The following is a 17,856-nucleotide window of genomic DNA, read 5'->3' as shown; positions in this document are numbered from 1 at the left end:
TTTACCGAGCGGGGAGAGGTACAACTGATAATCAGAATGATCTCCTCTGCCGAAGCTCCCGAAATCGAATTCACGGTACAAGATACGGGGATCGGGATTAGTGACAAACAGCAATCGCATCTGTTCAAACCGTTCGCACAGGGAGATGCATCAGTCACAAGAGAGTACGGCGGCACTGGCCTGGGTCTGGCAATTAGCAGACGGCTGGTTGAGATGCTCAATGGAACGATTGAGGTTGAAAGTGAACTCGGCCAAGGCTCGATCTTCCATGTACGACTCCCACTGGGATCACTGGAAGGAATTGCCCTGGTTGAGCCGGGACAGATCTTCCACACCAGTCAGGTATCTGTTCCCCCAGACAATTTGCCCAGATTAAATTGTCGCGTTCTGGTTGTGGATGATCGCAGAGAAATTCGTTATATCTGTCAGCACTTTCTGGAGAAGTCGGGAGCTACGGTAATTACAGCAGAGGACGGTCAACAGGGAGTCGATGTCGCATTGGCCGCACGGGAGGCCGGTAACGGTTTCCAGGTCATCCTGATGGATTTGCAGATGCCGCGTGTCGATGGTCTAAAGGCCGTGGCACAATTACGGTCGCATGGTTTCGAAACCCCGATTATTGCACTCACCGCTGACGCGATGAAAGGAGATCGGGAACGCTGTCTCAATGGCGGTTACGACAATTATCTATCCAAACCCATAGATCGAGCTGTGATGTTAGAGATGGTCTGGAAATACGCCCAGCACGTTTCCGCTCACAAGCCGTATATCCGAAGTCAGGAACAATAGCAATGATGTCTGCTGCTCAGTTCTTGATTAATCATCCAGATTCCAGGCCGAGACATCATCGATGAGCAGCATATCCCCTTTCATGATAAACCGGTAGCCGGTTTTGTCGACATCCAGTGAGGGGTGCTGGCCTTCGACTTTCAAACCGTTGTCGATCTGGGCGACGACTTTGTCTCCCTGCATTTCCAGCTGCAGTGTGTACCACTTGTCTGGATCAATCTTCGCTTTCGCTTCCGCCAGCGTAATCGCTTTTGACTTCGGGTCTTTTTTGTCTTTGTCGGTCCGCAGAATCATGCCTGACTCGTCGACGATCACGCGGAACAGATGCCCTTTGGGATGGTTCAGGCTCACATGAAAAAAGTCGGCATCTTTGAGCTGGAAGGAACAGCGGAGAATCGAATTCCGGTTGGGCAGTTTCCAGGTCAATACGGCCGCGTGTTTGTCGGCTTTCAATTCCTTGGCAGTAAGCACACCCTCTTCGATCTTCCATTCCCCTTTATTCGCCGCCCATTGCTTGCTGAGCGTTTTGTCCTTGAAGGCATCGGCCTGGCTCGGCTTTCCGGCCTTCGCCAGTACGGGAACAATCTCCGCATTCTTCTCCGCCAGCAGCAGACTCGGAACCAGTAAGATCAGTGACAGGCAGAGGCAGGCAATTGATTTCAGCATGACAGGAGCTTTCTTGAAAGTGGAAGAGACCGGCTTTCCGATTCACACTCAAAAATTACCAGACAAAACCGCAATTCACAAGAGCAGGCTTGCGAAAGGGGGGGCAATCCGAGGAAGATCAACAGGGGTGGTCCCAGGCATTGGAGCTAATGAATCCATCTTAAACTGTTCGTTTTGTTGGTATGCCCTTCATCAAAAGTTCTGATCAGAATAAAAGAATGTCAATAAATAATATTCTGATAACTTCTTCACTTTGCATTTAGAATCTGGAGGTTGAGTACTATTGAATGCCCAATAAGTTACACTGTTTGTGGATTTATTTGTTGCCCCATCAGGATGCATACAAAACAATCTGAAAATAATATTAATGGATCTCACTATGCCAAAAGAAAGATATGCTGCCAAATTATTGTTTCAGTTCCGTGTTGATATCGATGGAAACTCCGGAAAACGCAGAATATGCGAAACGCGTATTCTGAATTTTGATGCATCTTCCGCAACAGAAGCCTATCGAAAAGCACAAAGCAAAGGTAAGTCAGCTGAATTCGAGTATGACAACGATGCAGGAAATGCTGTCTTCTTTGAATTTGTCGGATTGATTGAACTACTCAAATTAACTCCTGAGTGCACGAGTGAAGAGGTGTGGTATGAAATTTCCCACAAGCTGCTTCCAATGGAAAGACGTGAGCAGCTTGTGCCACCAAAGGAATCATTGAATATATTCAAAGATTCCTTTCACGATCAAGTGAAACAATAGCACATCCAGAACAGATAAAAGGTGTCTGCTAAATCAATTCCTCGATCGGCTCTCGAATGTCGAGCGTGTATTGCGGGCGGCCGGCGGGATCGGAAACTGTGGTGGTCATGGGGTCCAGGCCCAGTTGACGGTAGAGGGTGGCGAAGACGTTTTGGTAATGCAGCGGGCGATCCTGGGGGACTTCGCCCAGGCGATTGGTGGAGCCGATGACCTGTCCTGTGCGCATGCCGCCGCCAGCGAGTAAGGCACAGGAGGCTTGCGGCCAGTGATCGCGGCCGGCATCTTTGTTGATGCGGGGCGTGCGTCCGAATTCGCCCCATGCAATCACGCTGACATCATTCTGCAGTCCGCGCGCGTGCAGATCTTCAACAAGCGCCGTGATCCCCTGATCGAATTTGGCAAGTTGCAAAGGCAGGCGGGCGAAATTCGAGTGATGGCGGTCCCAGCTGCCGAACGAAAGTGTCACACAGCGCACGCCCGCTTCGACCAGTCGGCGGGCCATCAGGAATTGATCCAGCCAGTGAGGGCCGGCGTCTTCACCAAAGGCGGCAGAGGCATCGCCGCGTCCATAGCGGTCTCGGACGGCGGGATCTTCTTTTTCGAGGTCCATCGCTTCCACCAGTCTGCTCGACGTCAAAACGTCGAACGCCCGCTGCGAAAAGGCATCCATTCCGTCGTACGCCGCGTCTGTGGAACTGCGGAATGTATCGAAACCTGCCAGCAACGCTTTGCGGTCACGCAGCCGATCCAGCGAGATGCCTTGCAGTCGCATGTTATCCATGCCTTCGCCCGTTGGTTGCAGTGCCTCATGCGCTTTGCCAAGAAAACCGGAGAAGCCGGGATTGGAATAGGGGTCATGCCCGCTCTTGATGCTCAGGCCGACAAACGGGGGCACGGCTTTGTCGACTGGCCCCTGCACTTTTGACAAGACCGAGCCGAGTGAAGGATGTCCCGACTGCCGTCCCTCGCCACCAATGGGCCAGCCGCTCATGCAGAGATCGGACGCGTGTTGATCGGGGCAGCCGTGCAGGGAGCGAATGACGGCGAATTTATCCATCATCGTGGCGAGACGCGGCAGGTGTTCGCAAATCTGAATGCCGGGAACGTTCGTGTCGATCGGTTTGAATTCGCCGCGGATCTCCAACGGCGCATCCATCTTCAGGTCGTACATATCCTGATGAGAAGGACCTCCAGAGAGGTAGATCATAATGATGGCTTTGTGGCCGAGTGGTTTGGCAGTCGAAGCCGTGTGTGTTTCGGCCTGCAGAATCTGCGGCAGGGAAAGTCCGCCCAGCGCCAGACCGCCGATCTTGAGGAACTGCCGCCTTGATCCGTCGCATTGTGTCTGTTTGGGTCCCAGGATCGAGAGCATCGTGTTCTTCTCCAAAACGTCGCCGGAAGGAATTCAGACTGGCGTCACGATCCTCATGAACCAGCCAGATGTTTTGTGGTGTGGGACTCTCAATGGTGGAAGGACTGTTCAACTTCCAGACAATCAGCCCGTCTGATAAGTACCTTGAATGAAACAATCCATTTTCGCGTCGCGTCTGTTTCGTGTTGTATGAACTCACTGTGCCGACGGGAAACAGGCTTATTTTACAATCGGGAAATCGCGGCGGCAAGAGATTTCAACCGAGAATCATGGCACTCTGAATGCTGGTTTCTTTGTTAAGCGGTTTTTCCGGTTTTCGAATGGCAGGCGGATTGATTTTTCTTCCACGAACGGCACGAAAAGACACGAAAACAGGCTGCGTTCTTTGCAGGGACCAGGAGCTGGTACCATTGGAATGTCTGTTGCTGCTGTCTTTTTCCTGTCGCACTACGGACGGATTTTCATCTCCGGTCTCTGTCTGGTGATCGAATAGAATGGGGTTCCCTCGTTTTCACGGGGAAGGTGTTATCAGGAATCGGCGTCTGCCGGTTCTGTGCTGTTTTTTGCTGACGTTTCTGGAGATTGACTATATGTTGTTCTGGTATGTGCTCTGTGGGTGTGGTCGTGTGTTGTTTTTCGCTAGTCTTTTCAATGCCGCTCATTTTCTTCAGGGGCGGGAATCAGTCAGGCAAAACTTTATGCGCGTTTATGCCGCAGTTGTAGCCATTCCGGGAGCGAATTTGCACGGTTCTGGCATTCCAGGTAAGTTTCCGTGTCAAAAGAAATGGTGTTCAAACGGAACTGTCGCCGTTGCTGGCAGCAAAATTTCGCCAAACATAGCGACTTTTATAGTGCTCTCTTCCGCAGGTGCTGAAGTATTTACCGACAGAATTTCACTCCCACGCGCGCGACGCATAATCCGTAGTTTCAGGAAAGACGCGCGTGTGTCAAGCTGCAAATTTAACACTGAAATACAGGGACGAAATGCTGCCAGAACGGACTTGAATCTGTCAAGCGAACTTTCATTCGCCGGTGTTTCATGCCATTGTGCTCAGGTAACCTTATGCGCCGTCGGGTTAACCCATGCGTCCGAACTGCCGATCGAGTTCGGCGTGGCTGAGCACGAGCGCCGAGGGTCTGCCGTGCGGGCAGTGATGGGCATCGTCGATCAGATGGCGCTGTTCGAGCAGGCTGAGAATTTCTTCCTGCGTCAGACGCTGGCCCGCTTTGATGGCGGCTTTGCAGGACATCATTGTGATCAGGGAATCCAACAGATCCCGCCGGGAGGGTTGCTTGGAATTATCGAGGTTGTCGGCGATGTCGCGCACCAGTTGTTCGAGATTCGCCTTCTTGAGCATCACGGGATAACTGGTCACGAGCAGCGTATTGCCGCCGAACTCTTCGATGCCGAGACCAAAGCTGTTGAGCATTTCGGCGTGGTCGAGAATCAACGCGGTCTCTTTGGGACTCATTTCAATCGTGAGGGGGACGAGCAGTTTCTGTGCTTCGACCGATTGCGCGAGAACCCGTTTGCGAAAATATTCATACATGATCCGTTCATGCAGGGCATGCTGATCGATAATGGTCAGCGCGCCTTTGATCTCGACGACGATGTAACAGTTCAAGACTTGAATCGGCCTGAGATCAGCGGTTGCCACCTCGGCGAATTGCGATTCCTCACGTTCATTTTCCGGAACGAACATGTCCGCCGGTTGCATCGAGGCTGCTTTCAACTGATAAGCGGCTTCCTGGAACTTCGCGAGAGGAATGGCGTCTTTGCTGGTAAAGGGAGCCGCCAGATCGGGTGTTGACGAAATGGAGCGCGGGGCAGAATTGATCTGAATCGCGGAATGATCTTTGGCAATTTGACCCAGTTGTTCTTTGGCCCAACTGGTGAGTTCCATCTGGCTCTGCTGTTGTTGTGGAGTGAGTGGCGCTTTGATCGATGCGGGATCGACGTCCCCCTTTTTCCCAAGTGACATTTGCGACTGCAGATCCATGCTGAGAAACTGGCTGCGCAATGTCGAAAGTAACTGGCGGTAGAGATGCTGGCCGTCGCGGAAACGGACTTCGGATTTGGTGGGATGCACATTCACATCGACCATCGAAGCGGGCATGTCGAGATAGAGAAATGAAATCGGCTGTCGCCCGACCATCAGCAGGCCGCGATAGGCTTCGGTCAGCGCGTGCTGCAGGGTGCGATCCTGAATCCAGCGGCCGTTCAGAAACAGGTACTGTCCTTTGCGGGTTGATTTATTTTCGCTGGGATGAGAAACGTAACCCCAGATGTGAATGTCATCGACCTGGGACTCAACCCAGATCAGATGGTCGGCCAGTTTCTTGCCGTAAAACAGTCGCAGACGATCGATCAGATTATCCGAAGGGGGCAGATCAAAGATGACCTTATTATTGTGTCGCAAGACCATGTAGAGTCGGGGATGGGCGAGCGCGGCGCGGGTGAACTGTTCGCTGATGTGCGCGAATTCGGTTTTGATAGTTTTCAGAAACTTACGCCGTACGGGTGTGTTGGCGAAGAGCTGTCGAATTTCGATGGACGTTCCCAACGGACAGCCGCAGGGCTGTGGTTTCCCGGCGGTTCCCGTGTTGACTTCGAATTCGAGCCCCTGAGTCTGATCGGCGGTGCGAGTGCGAATGCGAAAGCGGCTGACTTCGGAAATCGAAGCCAGAGCCTCGCCGCGAAAACCCATCGTCTGCACGCTGAACAGATCTTCGGCGGAGGTAATTTTGCTCGTGGCATGACTGGAAACGGCGAGAAATAAATCGTCGGGATGAATGCCTTCGCCGTTATCGACAACGCGGATCAGGTCGGCCCCTCCATTCATAATGTCGACTTCAATGCGGGTCGCCAGTGCATCGACGCTATTATCGAGCAGCTCTTTGACGGCACTCGCGGGGCGTTCAATGACTTCGCCGGCGGCGATTTTATTAATCACGCTGGTATCGAGTTGATGAATGCGGGAAATCGATTCCACGGAGGCCTTCCGTTCCATTGGTTGATCAGTCCGTTTGCTGTGTTGTCGTACGTGTTTCTATGTTTGTTTTTAACCGGAAATCGGTTGAATCGCAATGAAGCCCGCTGCGGGAGTGAACAGGTTTGCTGCAGTTGCGGCTTCGATCCACGTTTGCTGATTCTTAACTGCCCCAGCGTTGATGAATCTCGTGTTTGATTTCCAGATGATCGCAGATGCGACCGGAAATAAAATCGACCAGATCGTGAATCGTCATCGGGTTATGATAAAAACCGGGCGAAGCGGGCATGATGGTCGCACCAGCCTGAGTTAAGCGGACCATATTTTCCAGCGGGATCAAGCCGAGCGGCGTTTCGCGGGCCACCAGAATTAATTTGCGGCGTTCTTTCAAATGCACATCGGCGGCACGATGAATTAAATTGCCACAGGCGCCCGAAGCAATGCTTCCCAGCGTGCCCATCGAGCAGGGACAGATCACCATGCCTGCTGTCAAAAATGAGCCGCTGGCGATGCCCGCAGAAAAATCCTGGTAGTGATGATAAACCAGTTTTCCCTGTTGGAGATCGGATTCACCTAAGACGGAGCTCAGCGCGAAATCTTCGCTGGAACTATGTTTCATTTTGCTGAGCGTGCTGTCAGCGGGCAGACTGGAATGGTCTGCCAGCAATTGATTCGGATCAAAATTATCCAGATCGATTTTCAAACCGAGTTCGTGTTTCATCACATGCGCGGCGGAGGCGCTGATCGTCAGATGCACGGTGCGGCCGGCGGCCATCAGCACTTCGACCAGGCGGACGGCATAGATGGCGCCACTGGCGCCGGTGATTGCTACGACAACATTCGACATGAGGACGTCCCTCGTTTTCTTTTTCTGAATTGATTCTGAAACAGTGGCAGCGGCATTTTATTCGGCAGCGGGTTTCACGCCGGCATACAAAGTGGCGATTCCGAAAGTGAGCGGATACCAGCGGGTTCCCTGCAAGCCGCATTCATCCATCATATCGGCCAGCACCTTGCCATGCGGAAACTCGGAGACCGACTCCGGCAGATAGTTATAGGCCGACTGTTGGTTGCGGGCGAGTAATTGTCCCATTTTTGGCAGGATATGTCGAAAATAAAATTGATAACAGGCTCGAAACAGCGGATTTGTGGGGATCGAAAATTCGAGCACCGCGACCTGACCGCCGGGCTGGCAGACGCGGATCATTTCTTTGAGCCCCTGCCGGGTGTCGGCGACGTTTCGTAAGCCGAAGGCGACCGAGACGATCTGAAACTGATTGTCGCTGAAGGGGAGTTCCTGAGTGTCTGCTTCGAGAAAGGAGAGTAATTCGCTGTTGTTTTTCTTCAAGGCCAGCTTCAACATTTCGTGGGTGAAGTCGGCACCGACGACTTGTGTTTTCCCGCCGGTTTTTTTGAGATACGAAATCGCCAGATCGCCGGTGCCCGTGCAGACATCGAGAATAGGAGCAGCGCCTGCCGGCGCGACTTTGCGAACGGTGCGCCAGCGCCAGTAATAATCGACGCCGCCGGAAAGGAAATGATTCATGAAATCATAGCGGGGCGCAATTTCGCCAAACATCTGCTGCACTCGTGAGCCGGTTTTATCTACATTCATAACTTCGGTATCGATTCAATTTCTTTCAGGAAAGGCCGAACTCATCAAGACGGCTCTGTACGCGTTGTTGTATTTCTGGCGGCATCTGTAAGGCAGCCGGCCATTCACGGGGGTGCCCTTCCGCCGTGGATTTGCGGGTCGCATCGAAGCCCAGTTTATGACCGATGCCCGTGACTGTCGCACTGTGATCGTAAATATCGCCGGGACCTTCTGACAAAATCAGATCGCGGCCGGGATTAACATTCGTGCTGACGCGATACCAGACTTCAGGCTCGTCATGCACATTCACGTCGCTGTCTACGACGACAATCATTTTCAATGATAACAGGCGTTCCAGACTCCACAATGCATTCACGACGCGGCGGGCCTGATGCGGATAGGATTTTCGAATGCTGACAAACATCAGGTAGCGGCCTGCACCCGAGGGAGGAAAATGGGCGTCGACCAGTTCGGGAACCAGCAGTTTCAACAAGGGTAGAAAAATGCGTTCGGTGGCTTGCGAAAACAGGTCTGCTTCCGCAGGAGGGCCGGCGGGAATGAGCGCGGGCCAGATCGGATTGGCGCGATGCGTGACCGCGGACAAATGTACGGGAAATACTTTTTCCGGTGGACTGTAATAACCAGTCGGATTGGCGACAACGCCGACTTCCAGCGGATCGGCGGTCGTATCGATGAAACCTTCCATCACGATTTCGGCGTGTGCGGGAACATCCAGATCAATGGTCCGCGCTTTGACGAGTTCCAGTGCCCGATTGCGGAGAAAGCCGCTGAAGGCATAAGGATCGGTCAGAGAGGGCAACGGTGCATGTGCAGAATAGAGGCCCACGGGATCGCCGCCCAGAACAATGGCGACAGGCATCTGCTGGGCACGGGACTGATATTTCTGCAGCAGCTGATAACCGGCATCGTGCTGACTCCAGCGGATTGCCAGTTGCTGATCGGAGATGACCTGAATCGGACGGGCATTCACAAAACGGGCATTGGTTTCGGGATCAAAGGTGACAATCTGACCGGCGGTGATTGTGGGAAAGGCTTCATCGGGCCAGCATTTCAACAGGGGAAATTCGCTGAGATTCACATCGCGTCCCAGCTTGACGACTTGCTGACAACTGGCTGTTTTGACGATGCGGGGTTTGATGTTGAGCAGTTGCGAGAACTGGGGAATCATCTTCAGCGAATCGAGCCAGCCTTCCGGCAGATCGGGCGATAACAGACCGGCGACGCGGTCGGCGATTGCGTCCAGGGAATCGGTGCGTAAGATCTGCAGCAGTCGAGGCAGACTGCCATACAGGTTTGTTAAGACGGGGATTTTGTGTCCGATTACCTGATCGAATAACAGAGCGGGTGCGCGTCCGTCCGGGTTGGATTTGATGACATGTTCGGTGATCGCAGCAATTTCGAGTTCGGACTCCACGGGAGCAGAGATGCGGACCAGTTGCCCCGCTGCTTCGAAGTCCGTTACAAAATCGGCCAGATGGTCCGCATTCATCATTATGTTGTTATTCATAGAAATTCAGGAGCACATTGTTTACAGTCAGGAATCATAACCAATTCAGAACTATCAACAAATGATCGCGGCTGTGAACCTCTCAGATTAATGAGATCCCAGGTAACAGACGCCTTTACTGCCATCAGATTGAGAAACCATGCTGCAACGTTTTTTGCTATTCTGGCTGATTCTGCTCTCTGCGCTGGCGGTTTTCTGGGATCGGCTCTTTCCCGGCAACTTTCATCCATTTCATGCATCTCAACCATATCTGCCGTATTTATTCACAGCCACGATGTTTGTGATCGGTGCTCTGCTTCCCTCGAATGAAGTCCGTGAAGTCTTCCGCCGCTGGCATACGGTCCTCAGTGGCACATTTGTGCAATACACGGTGATGCCGGGGCTGGCTTATCTGGTCAGTCTGTTTTTCCTGGATCAGCCGGACTTAAGGGTCGGCATCATTCTGGTGGGCTGTGTGCCCGGCGCAATGGCTTCGAATGTGTTGACCCTGGCGGCGCGGGGCAATGTGAGTTATTCGGTCTGCCTGACCACTTCAGCCACCCTGCTCTCGCCGTTGATCGTCCCGCTGGTGCTGTACCTGGCAGTTTCCGGAACGGATATCGACGCGGCCGAGCTCGCCAAAAGCAGTTTTGAAAAACTGCTGACCCAGGTTGTTTTACCGGTGATTCTGGGGCATCTGCTTTCTCAGATCCATCACGGGTTCAGCCGCCTGATGCAGGCTTTTGGCTCCACGTTCGCCAATCTTTCCATCCTGTGGATCATCGCCACGATTATCAGTCTGAACCAGACACGTCTGCAAAACGTGTTTCTTTCACTCGGTGTGGCTTTGCTGGTGATTAACTTGCTGGGATATCTGCTGGGTTATTTCGCAGGAGTCGCGATTAATTTGAATGAACCGATGCGGCGGGCATTGACTCTGGAAGTCGGCATGCAGAATGCCGGCCTGGGAGCAGTTCTGGCGGGGCAGTTGTTTCCGGGTAAAGAAATGATCGCTCTGCCGCCGGCGCTGTATATGTTTGGTTGTATGCTGACCGGAACGATTCTCGCGCAGCTCTGGTCATATCAATCGGAGAAAGAGGGACGGGCAAAACAAGAGTTGAACCCAGAACCTCTGGAAAGTTAAGTTTCTTCCAGACGCGTTCTCAATTCATCACGTTCTTTTTTGGTGGCATCGAGATCGAACATGAGGTATTTCACATCCAGACGGAGTTGTGCCAGTGCTTCCTGAATCAGACCCAGGATCCGCCTGCGGCGTTTCACAGATTCGACGACTCGCGAGTAAGAAACTTCCAGCAGCAGTTGGTGCTCTCGCGGGAGTTCAGAAATTTTCTTGCCCAGATCAATCACTTCGCGGGGCAAACTTGCACTATCTGATTCGTCGGTAAGTCGTGTATTCATTAGATTCATTTCTCAGTTTGCGCCTTTGATCTCACCAAAAATCTACAATCCATAAGGAAAACCTAATCACCAATAGAACAGATTTTGTGCCATTTATGAACATTTAATAAAGGATTTACGGTAAGTCGCCGTTATCAAATCACTTAGAGCATATTGATATACACTACTTCCTTTGGCCAGTTTCACAAAAATGGAAGGCTTCGTATTGGCGAAGATTGAAAATTCTTCTAAAATCCCCACGGTTTGAAGCCATTTTTAGGCAATTCAACAGCAGGTTGAATAAAAGCAACACCACTGTTGAGCAACTGCAACGAAAACCGGACAGCGAACAACAATTCGTAAAGAATGCTGAACGAAGATCGGTTTGCAGAAGCTGGGAAAACTATTCGGACCGCTGCTGGGAATTACCTCTTGAAGCCGAGCCGGCTTTATTGTGTAAATTAGTTTAGTTTGTGATGTTTCCGTTATATTTTCGATCCCTGGAGGGATCTGAGTTTGGGCATTGATGCCACGTAAAATTTGTGAGCTGATTCAAGGACGAAGGGCTCTCTTAGTAGTTTTGATGCTGGTACTACTAGGGTCGGCGGTGCTGCGCGCCGAAACATATCACGCTCATTTTGATGATACTTCCCAGGTCAGCTGGCAGGTTCGGATTGACGCTTCACAAGCTCAGAAAAAATGGCACGTGCGGAATACCACCGTTCCGCATGAAGGTGCCGCCTGTGAGCATTTGCAGATCGCGACGGGAAATCTGGGTTCGTTAATCGAACTTTCACACCAGTTACCATCCAGCCGGATCATTAATGAATTGACGGCGTCGCTCTGGTTTAAATCCAATAGACGAGGCACGCGCATCGGGCTGGAAGCCGTTCTGCCACATCAAATTGACCCGGAAACCGGTGCTCTGGCACGGATCTATCTGATTGGCGATACCTATACCGATGAGGGCAAGTGGCAGCAACTGCACTGCATCACCACCGACACGCTGGTCAATCAATCGCTTGGTCTGCTACGGGGGCGCAGTAAGCTCCGTCAGGTGGATTCGCGAGACATGTATGTTGAGCGGGTATTGATTGTGACTCGTTCTTCCTCAGATCAGATCGAATTTCTGCTGGATGACCTGAAACTCACTCCGATAGTCCATCCGAATCAGTCGGTCCTGGAAACAGCGGCCGCCGTGAATAAACAGAACTCGAAACCCATCGTCGAGTTTCTGCTGGATCGAATTCAATTGCAGGGCCAACCGATGTTTCCCCGGATGTCGCGTTTTCATGGCGAGAGTCTGGACGAACTCAAACAGGCCGGACTGAATGTAATCTGGGCACCGCAATTCGACGATTACAAGTTTCTCTCGGAATTACAAAGTCATGGACTCTGGGCTATGGCGACTCCTCCCCGTCCGCAGGACCAGGACGGTTCGTTTCTCGCTTCACGGGACGCCACGCTGATTCCCTTTGACGAGCAGTCCGCGCCCATCATTTTCTGGAATCTGGGCACACGTATTCCGGGCAAGCAATGGGACGAACTTCGCAGCCGGGTCGGACAGATTCAAAGTGCCGACCAGCAGTTCAAACGCCCGATTATGGCAGATGTTCTGGGAAAAGAACGACAGATTGCCCGCGAAGTTTCGATGATTGGCTCCAGCCCCCATATTCTCAACAGTGATGTCAGTCTGCTGGAGTACCGTGATACTCTGATCGACAAAACCCGCATTGCCCCCGGTCGTTTTCTCTGGACGTGGATTCAGACCGAACCGACTTCTGCCAACGTACGCTGGCGAAGTTCGTCGAATAAATCCCCCATCATTATCGAGCCGGAACAAATTCGCTTACAGACATATGCGACCCTCTCTGCGGGCTGTCGCGGCAATGGTTACTGGACCACAACTCGACTCGATGACACAACCGTTCCGGGGGCATTGGAAAGAAAACTGGCGATTCGACAGTTGAATATGGAAATTGATCTGATCGAACACTGGCTGGCTACAGGGACCGTCATTTCACATGTCCCTTTCAGTTTGAAACAACGCGAATCACCGCGTATCAAGCAGTTGGGTGCTGCTTTTAAAAATTCCGGCACCAAGCGCTTACTGCGGGATGAACTTCTGGCAGAGCGGGAAGTACAGCTTGAACGAGAAAAAGAAACCGCGCAGGAAATGCAGGCGGCTATTATTCATTCTGAATATGGTACTCTGATTCTACCGGTCTGGTATCGGAAGGATGCGCAGTTTGTTCCCGATCAGATGGCCGGCAATGATGCGACGATTATCATCCCCGGCGGAAATGTTTCTGCCTCAGTCTGGGAATTGAGTACGACAGAAATCAAGAATTTAAACCGTGAACGTGTTAGCGGAGGCGTCAAAATCACGATTCCGAAATTTGACATGACCTCCATCATCATCATGACCTCAGATCAGGGGCTGATTGACAGGCTGAGAAAAAAAGTCGCCTCACTCAGCCAGAGTTCTGCCGAAACCTGCGTGCAGTTGTGTCGTGCCAAACTGGAACGTTGCCAGAAAACCAATGCCGAACTAGTCGATCTGGGAGTCAGCCAGATCGCACTCATGGATGGTCCCGCCATACTGGAACGGTCTCAGAACCTGGCGAAGCAGGCTGAAACAGCATTGGCCGGTCATGACTATCATGCAGCACGCACCCTTGCCCGTGATTCCATGCAGATGCTGCGAATTCTGCAACGGAGTCAGTGGAATGAAGCCACGCGCAAGTTTGCATCAGCAATGACCAGCCCTTATACAATCTCCTACAGTACTCTGCCTGATCACTGGAGAATGATCGAACAAATTGGACGGAGCGCGAAGAATATTGAATCCAATCTGTTGCGTTCCGGTGATTTTGAAGACATCGATACCATGGTTGTTGAGCACTGGAAACACGAACAAAACGCGATCGACGGGACACAAGCTATCGCTGAGTTATATCCCAAAGACAAAAAGTCCGGTGACTTCAGCCTGCGGTTACTGGCGGCTCCGCTCAACCGAAATCAGATACCTGACAACGTCGAAGGACCGCTGGTGAGAGTGACAACTCCCCCACTTGCGGTTCGAAGTGATCAAATTGTGCATATTACCGGCTGGATCAAAGTGACCACTTCCATTACCGGAAACCAGCAGGGAGCTACGATTCAGGACAGCATTATGGGGCCAGGAGGCGCTCTGCACTGGAATGCACAGAGTGACTGGCAAAAAATTGATCTCATCCGCGAAGTTCCCCAAAGCGAGAATTTAATCCTCACGTTGTCTCTGAATGGCTTAGGCTCCATTCTGTTCGACGATTTACGAGTCATCGCCTATACACCTGAGCCGAAACTCTATCAGCAGACCAATGCAACGGAAACGCCTCCTGCTTCCAAAGCTGCCGGTGAAACATCCGGGCTCAATTTATTGAAAAAACTGCCGAAACTGGGACCATTTCCTGCCAAAAATTAGGTATTTTGGCAAATGCATCTGTCTGCCCGCATCAATCGTGCATTAATTCGGAATCGCTTCACACTTGAATGACGGAGCGGAACTTGATAAGAAACGGTATACAAACAGGGTAAAAGCTGACTCAAATTCAATTACTCTGTGTGAAAAGTTCTTGAATGGCCGGAGTCCTTTAAACCGTTCTCTCAAAAACCATTTCCGGTTCCATGCTGTTCTCTGCAATGATGAACTAAACAATTCAAATTCATCCGAGAAACAGCCGTGGTCAGGTCAGGCCCATTTTGTCAGATTAACTTTAAGTATTCAGAATCATCATATTTTCAACTACTTTAAATTGAACAGGAAAAACCAATGCCTATTGCAACCCCAGCTCAATACGCAGCGATGCTGGATGCCGCCCAAGAAGGTAATTATGCCTATCCCGCGATGAACGTGACCTCTTTGACCACAATCAATGGGGCACTCAAAGCGTTCGCAGATAAAAAATCAGACGGTATCATTCAGGTTTCCACAGGTGGTGGTCAATTTGCCTCTGGTCTGGATCAGAAAGATGCCGTTCTGGGTTCCATTATTTTGGCCGAAGCAACGCACCGACTCGCAGAACGGTACAACGTTCTGATTGCTTTGCATACCGATCATTGCCAGCCCGGTAAAGTTGATTCGTTCCTGAAACCTCTGATCGCTGAAACGGCACGCCGCCGTGAAGCGGGTCTGACAAATCTGTTCCAGTCTCACATGCTGGATGCTTCGGAATTGCCGTTAAAAGAGAATCTCAAGCTGTCGGTTGAGCTTTTGAAACTGTGTGCTGCCAACGAAATCATTCTGGAAGTCGAAGCCGGCGTTGTGGGTGGTGAAGAAGACGGAGTCGATAATTCTGACCAGCCCGCCGACAAACTTTACACATCACCAGAAGACATGGTGGCTGTCTATGAAGCACTCAACGGCCTGGGCCGTTACATGTTTGCAGCCACTTTCGGAAACGTGCATGGCAGTTACAAACCGGGCGCTGTCAAACTGCGACCGGAAATTCTGAAAGCGGGTCAGGAAGCCGTGATTGCCAAATATGGTAAAGAAGCGGAATTCGATCTCGTCTTTCACGGCGGTTCCGGAACTCCAGAGCATCAGCTTCGTGAAACACTGGAATACGGTGTTGTGAAAATGAATATCGACACGGATACCCAGTATGCATTCACCCGCCCTGTTGTTGATCATATGCTGAAAAACTACGACGGGGTCTTAAAAATCGATGGGGAAGTCGGCAACAAGAAAGTCTACGATCCTCGCAGCTACCTCAAAGCGGGCGAAATGGGAGTCGTGAACCGCATGAGCCAGGCTTGTGATGACCTCTACTCCACCGGAAAGACGATTTTCGGCAAGGTCTAGAGCGTGCCACTTCACTTCGCAGAGTAAAAAACGAAGCGGGTTGTTTTTATTGAAAACAGCCCGCTTTTCTTATATCTCGGCGTTTATTTTGTGCGGACGGCATCCATCTTTGACATATTAGCCAGTCGCACCACCAGAATTTTTTGGATGTCGGATTTCGATTCTTCGCCACGGAAGAAAAGATGACCGGCTGAGTCAGGCGCCACGTTCTCCGTAGCCGTAATCACAGTCATCTCGCCCACATTCAGCGTGACCTCGAATTTCTGATTATACAACGGTGTTGTATTCTGCCGGTTCTCAAGCTGCCAGCCGATGTTGGTGGGAGTCCGTCGCAATTGCTGCGCACCATAATGCATTTCAGGAATGAATTCCAGACGTGCCCAGCCATCCTGAACCTTATGTGCCTTCACCCGCATCACACAGCGGGCCTGCTCAAACTCTTTCATCTCCAGCTGCCCTTCAGCTTCTTCGTCGAATAATTGAAGGCTGCATTTATCATAAAAACCGCTGGTTTGAATATCAGTGGGTACACCGGATCGAAGCATCAATCGCCGTCCGGAAAGCAGCAGAGACTCGTCCTGTTTCCCGACTCCACCCAGGTGCGACTTCAAACCGAGCAAAGTCTGCAAAGCCATCGGGGGAACCGAACTGACATGTCCCACGCGGAAACCATTCTGATTCAGGTTTTCCTGATCCATCAGTTCAATCGCGCCGACTTCATCGATCTCGTTCCAGAGTATTGAACCGAGCAACGGGTCTGACACAGGCCGTTCTATAAAGACAATCTCTACCTGCATGGCGTCCTGCGACACGGGAATCGCCGGTAGCTTGTTGACGGTTCTCTTGTCTGCATATTTGCGCAATCCCAAAACAGCCCCCTCTTCCATCAGGGCGCAGCCGGTTATTTTGACAACTAGAATTGCTAGTGCCACAACCAGAAACCATGATTTATGGTGGAGTAACTTCATGAATGATTTGAGATGAGAGAACATGAAAACTGAGAAAAATCATGTAGTGAGATTGCTTCGCAGTTGAGAAGGGGCCGGGAGTTTAACTGTTATCAGAATTTGTGTCAATTTGGAAATGAATGCCCTCTTTGCTCTCACAATCTTCCCTTGATTGAGTCGAATTGATGCTACCTCTGATTTCAGAAAGACTTCCGGAGATTGGCTCATATTGCCATGTCTTCCCAGTCCAGCTATGATCTGCGTGCTTAAGTTCAGACCTCAGAAACACATATTCATAAGAACAGATTTATTGCAGTTGGATCCAAATTCAACTCATACAGTGATTAGAACACATGACACCACCTCCATCTATCGACGATTTACCTGATTTACGAATCGGTTCCGGCCAGGACTGCCATCGTCTCGAGTCCGGCTACCGCCTGATTCTGGGAGGGGTGCCGATTGAATTTGAAATGGGCCTGGTCGGGCACAGCGATGCAGATGTATTGTTACATGCGATTACAGATGCCTTACTGGGAGCAGCAGGTCTGGGCGATATCGGAGAGATGTTTCCGAACACAGAGGAACGTTGGAAAGGCGCCGATTCACGAGATTTGCTGGCAGCCGCCTACCAGGAAGTTCAGAAGTCGGGCTGGCAAATCGTAAACCTGGATTGCACAATTTCGGCGGAACGTCCTAAACTAGCAAGTTACAAACCATTAATTCGGGAATCGGTAGCCAGAACACTCGACATTAATGAACAACAGGTCAACATCAAAGCAAAAACCGGAGAACGCGTCGGCCCAGTGGGCAGACAGGAGGCCATGATGGCAGATGCAGTCGTTCTGCTGACACGATCAAAGCCACCTTCGATGTAATACAAAGCGTGCCTGCTTACAGGCAAATTCTAAACTGATCACAGGAAATAATTCAGGTATCTGAGACAATGACACTAAGAATCTACAATACTCTGAGTCGGAAAAAAGAAGA

At 51.2% G+C, this 17,856-nt stretch carries 14 protein-coding genes; 6 read left to right on the top strand and 8 right to left on the bottom strand.

Going from position 1 to position 17,856, the window contains the following annotated elements; all coding sequences use genetic code 11:
* Positions 1-789 (top strand): response regulator (locus Q0294_RS13370; protein WP_299466133.1); only part of this gene is annotated, 789 nt, incomplete at its 5' end.
* A 27-nt stretch (positions 790-816) separates the two neighbouring features.
* Here the strand turns inward: Q0294_RS13370 and Q0294_RS13365 are convergent.
* Positions 817-1,455 (bottom strand): family 16 glycoside hydrolase, encoded by a 639-nt coding sequence (locus tag Q0294_RS13365; protein WP_299466130.1) that lies wholly within the window; start codon positions 1,453-1,455, stop codon positions 817-819.
* 310 nt (positions 1,456-1,765) lie between these two features.
* Between Q0294_RS13365 and Q0294_RS13360 the strand changes: the two genes are divergently transcribed.
* Complete coding sequence (locus Q0294_RS13360; RefSeq protein ID WP_299466128.1) at positions 1,766-2,212, top strand: DUF4288 domain-containing protein; 447 nt, start codon at positions 1,766-1,768, stop codon at positions 2,210-2,212.
* Between the two features lie 28 nt (positions 2,213-2,240).
* On the opposite strand, the gene Q0294_RS13355 is transcribed toward Q0294_RS13360, so the two are convergent.
* The 5 genes from Q0294_RS13355 to Q0294_RS13335 form a co-directional block, all read right to left on the bottom strand.
* Positions 2,241-3,584, bottom strand: coding sequence for a DUF1501 domain-containing protein (locus Q0294_RS13355; protein WP_299466125.1), 1,344 nt, complete (start codon positions 3,582-3,584; stop codon positions 2,241-2,243).
* 1,076 nt (positions 3,585-4,660) lie between these two features.
* Positions 4,661-6,577, bottom strand: coding sequence for a DNA mismatch repair endonuclease MutL (mutL, locus tag Q0294_RS13350; RefSeq protein ID WP_299466122.1), 1,917 nt, complete (start codon positions 6,575-6,577; stop codon positions 4,661-4,663).
* A gap of 160 nt (positions 6,578-6,737) precedes the next feature.
* Positions 6,738-7,421 carry a flavin prenyltransferase UbiX gene (locus Q0294_RS13345; RefSeq protein WP_299466119.1) on the bottom strand — a complete coding sequence of 228 codons (684 nt, stop codon included), beginning with the start codon at positions 7,419-7,421 and terminating at the stop codon, positions 6,738-6,740.
* Between the two features lie 57 nt (positions 7,422-7,478).
* Complete coding sequence (gene ubiE / locus Q0294_RS13340) at positions 7,479-8,189, bottom strand: bifunctional demethylmenaquinone methyltransferase/2-methoxy-6-polyprenyl-1,4-benzoquinol methylase UbiE (protein WP_299466116.1); 711 nt, start codon at positions 8,187-8,189, stop codon at positions 7,479-7,481.
* A 25-nt stretch (positions 8,190-8,214) separates the two neighbouring features.
* Positions 8,215-9,681, bottom strand: a complete 1,467-nt coding sequence (locus Q0294_RS13335; protein WP_299466113.1) for a UbiD family decarboxylase — start codon at positions 9,679-9,681, stop codon at positions 8,215-8,217.
* A gap of 154 nt (positions 9,682-9,835) precedes the next feature.
* Between Q0294_RS13335 and Q0294_RS13330 the strand changes: the two genes are divergently transcribed.
* Positions 9,836-10,819 carry a bile acid:sodium symporter family protein gene (locus Q0294_RS13330; protein ID WP_299466110.1) on the top strand — a complete coding sequence of 328 codons (984 nt, stop codon included), beginning with the start codon at positions 9,836-9,838 and terminating at the stop codon, positions 10,817-10,819.
* Here the strand turns inward: Q0294_RS13330 and Q0294_RS13325 are convergent.
* Positions 10,816-11,094 (bottom strand): transcriptional regulator, encoded by a 279-nt coding sequence (locus Q0294_RS13325; protein ID WP_299466107.1) that lies wholly within the window; start codon positions 11,092-11,094, stop codon positions 10,816-10,818. The two genes, Q0294_RS13330 and Q0294_RS13325, sit on opposite strands and share 4 nt — an antisense overlap.
* A gap of 562 nt (positions 11,095-11,656) precedes the next feature.
* Between Q0294_RS13325 and Q0294_RS13320 the strand changes: the two genes are divergently transcribed.
* Both Q0294_RS13320 and fbaA read left to right on the top strand, forming a co-directional pair.
* Positions 11,657-14,539: a hypothetical protein gene (locus Q0294_RS13320; RefSeq protein ID WP_299466104.1), complete on the top strand. Its 2,883-nt coding sequence runs from the start codon at positions 11,657-11,659 to the stop codon at positions 14,537-14,539.
* 348 nt (positions 14,540-14,887) lie between these two features.
* The gene (gene fbaA / locus Q0294_RS13315; protein WP_299466101.1) at positions 14,888-15,919 is read left to right on the top strand and encodes a class II fructose-bisphosphate aldolase; all 1,032 of its coding nucleotides are present in this window, start codon (positions 14,888-14,890) and stop codon (positions 15,917-15,919) included.
* Between the two features lie 83 nt (positions 15,920-16,002).
* Here the strand turns inward: fbaA and Q0294_RS13310 are convergent, their stop codons facing one another.
* Complete coding sequence (locus Q0294_RS13310; RefSeq protein ID WP_299466098.1) at positions 16,003-16,887, bottom strand: hypothetical protein; 885 nt, start codon at positions 16,885-16,887, stop codon at positions 16,003-16,005.
* A 332-nt stretch (positions 16,888-17,219) separates the two neighbouring features.
* Between Q0294_RS13310 and ispF the strand changes: the two genes are divergently transcribed.
* Positions 17,220-17,744, top strand: a complete 525-nt coding sequence (gene ispF / locus Q0294_RS13305) for a 2-C-methyl-D-erythritol 2,4-cyclodiphosphate synthase (protein WP_299466095.1) — start codon at positions 17,220-17,222, stop codon at positions 17,742-17,744.
* Positions 17,745-17,856 lie beyond the last annotated feature (112 nt).

Source organism: uncultured Gimesia sp. (assembly GCF_937919775.1).
Taxonomy (GTDB): domain Bacteria; phylum Planctomycetota; class Planctomycetia; order Planctomycetales; family Planctomycetaceae; genus Gimesia.
Note: the sequence above shows the minus strand (reverse complement) of the source record. Positions and strands in the feature narration are given on the sequence as shown.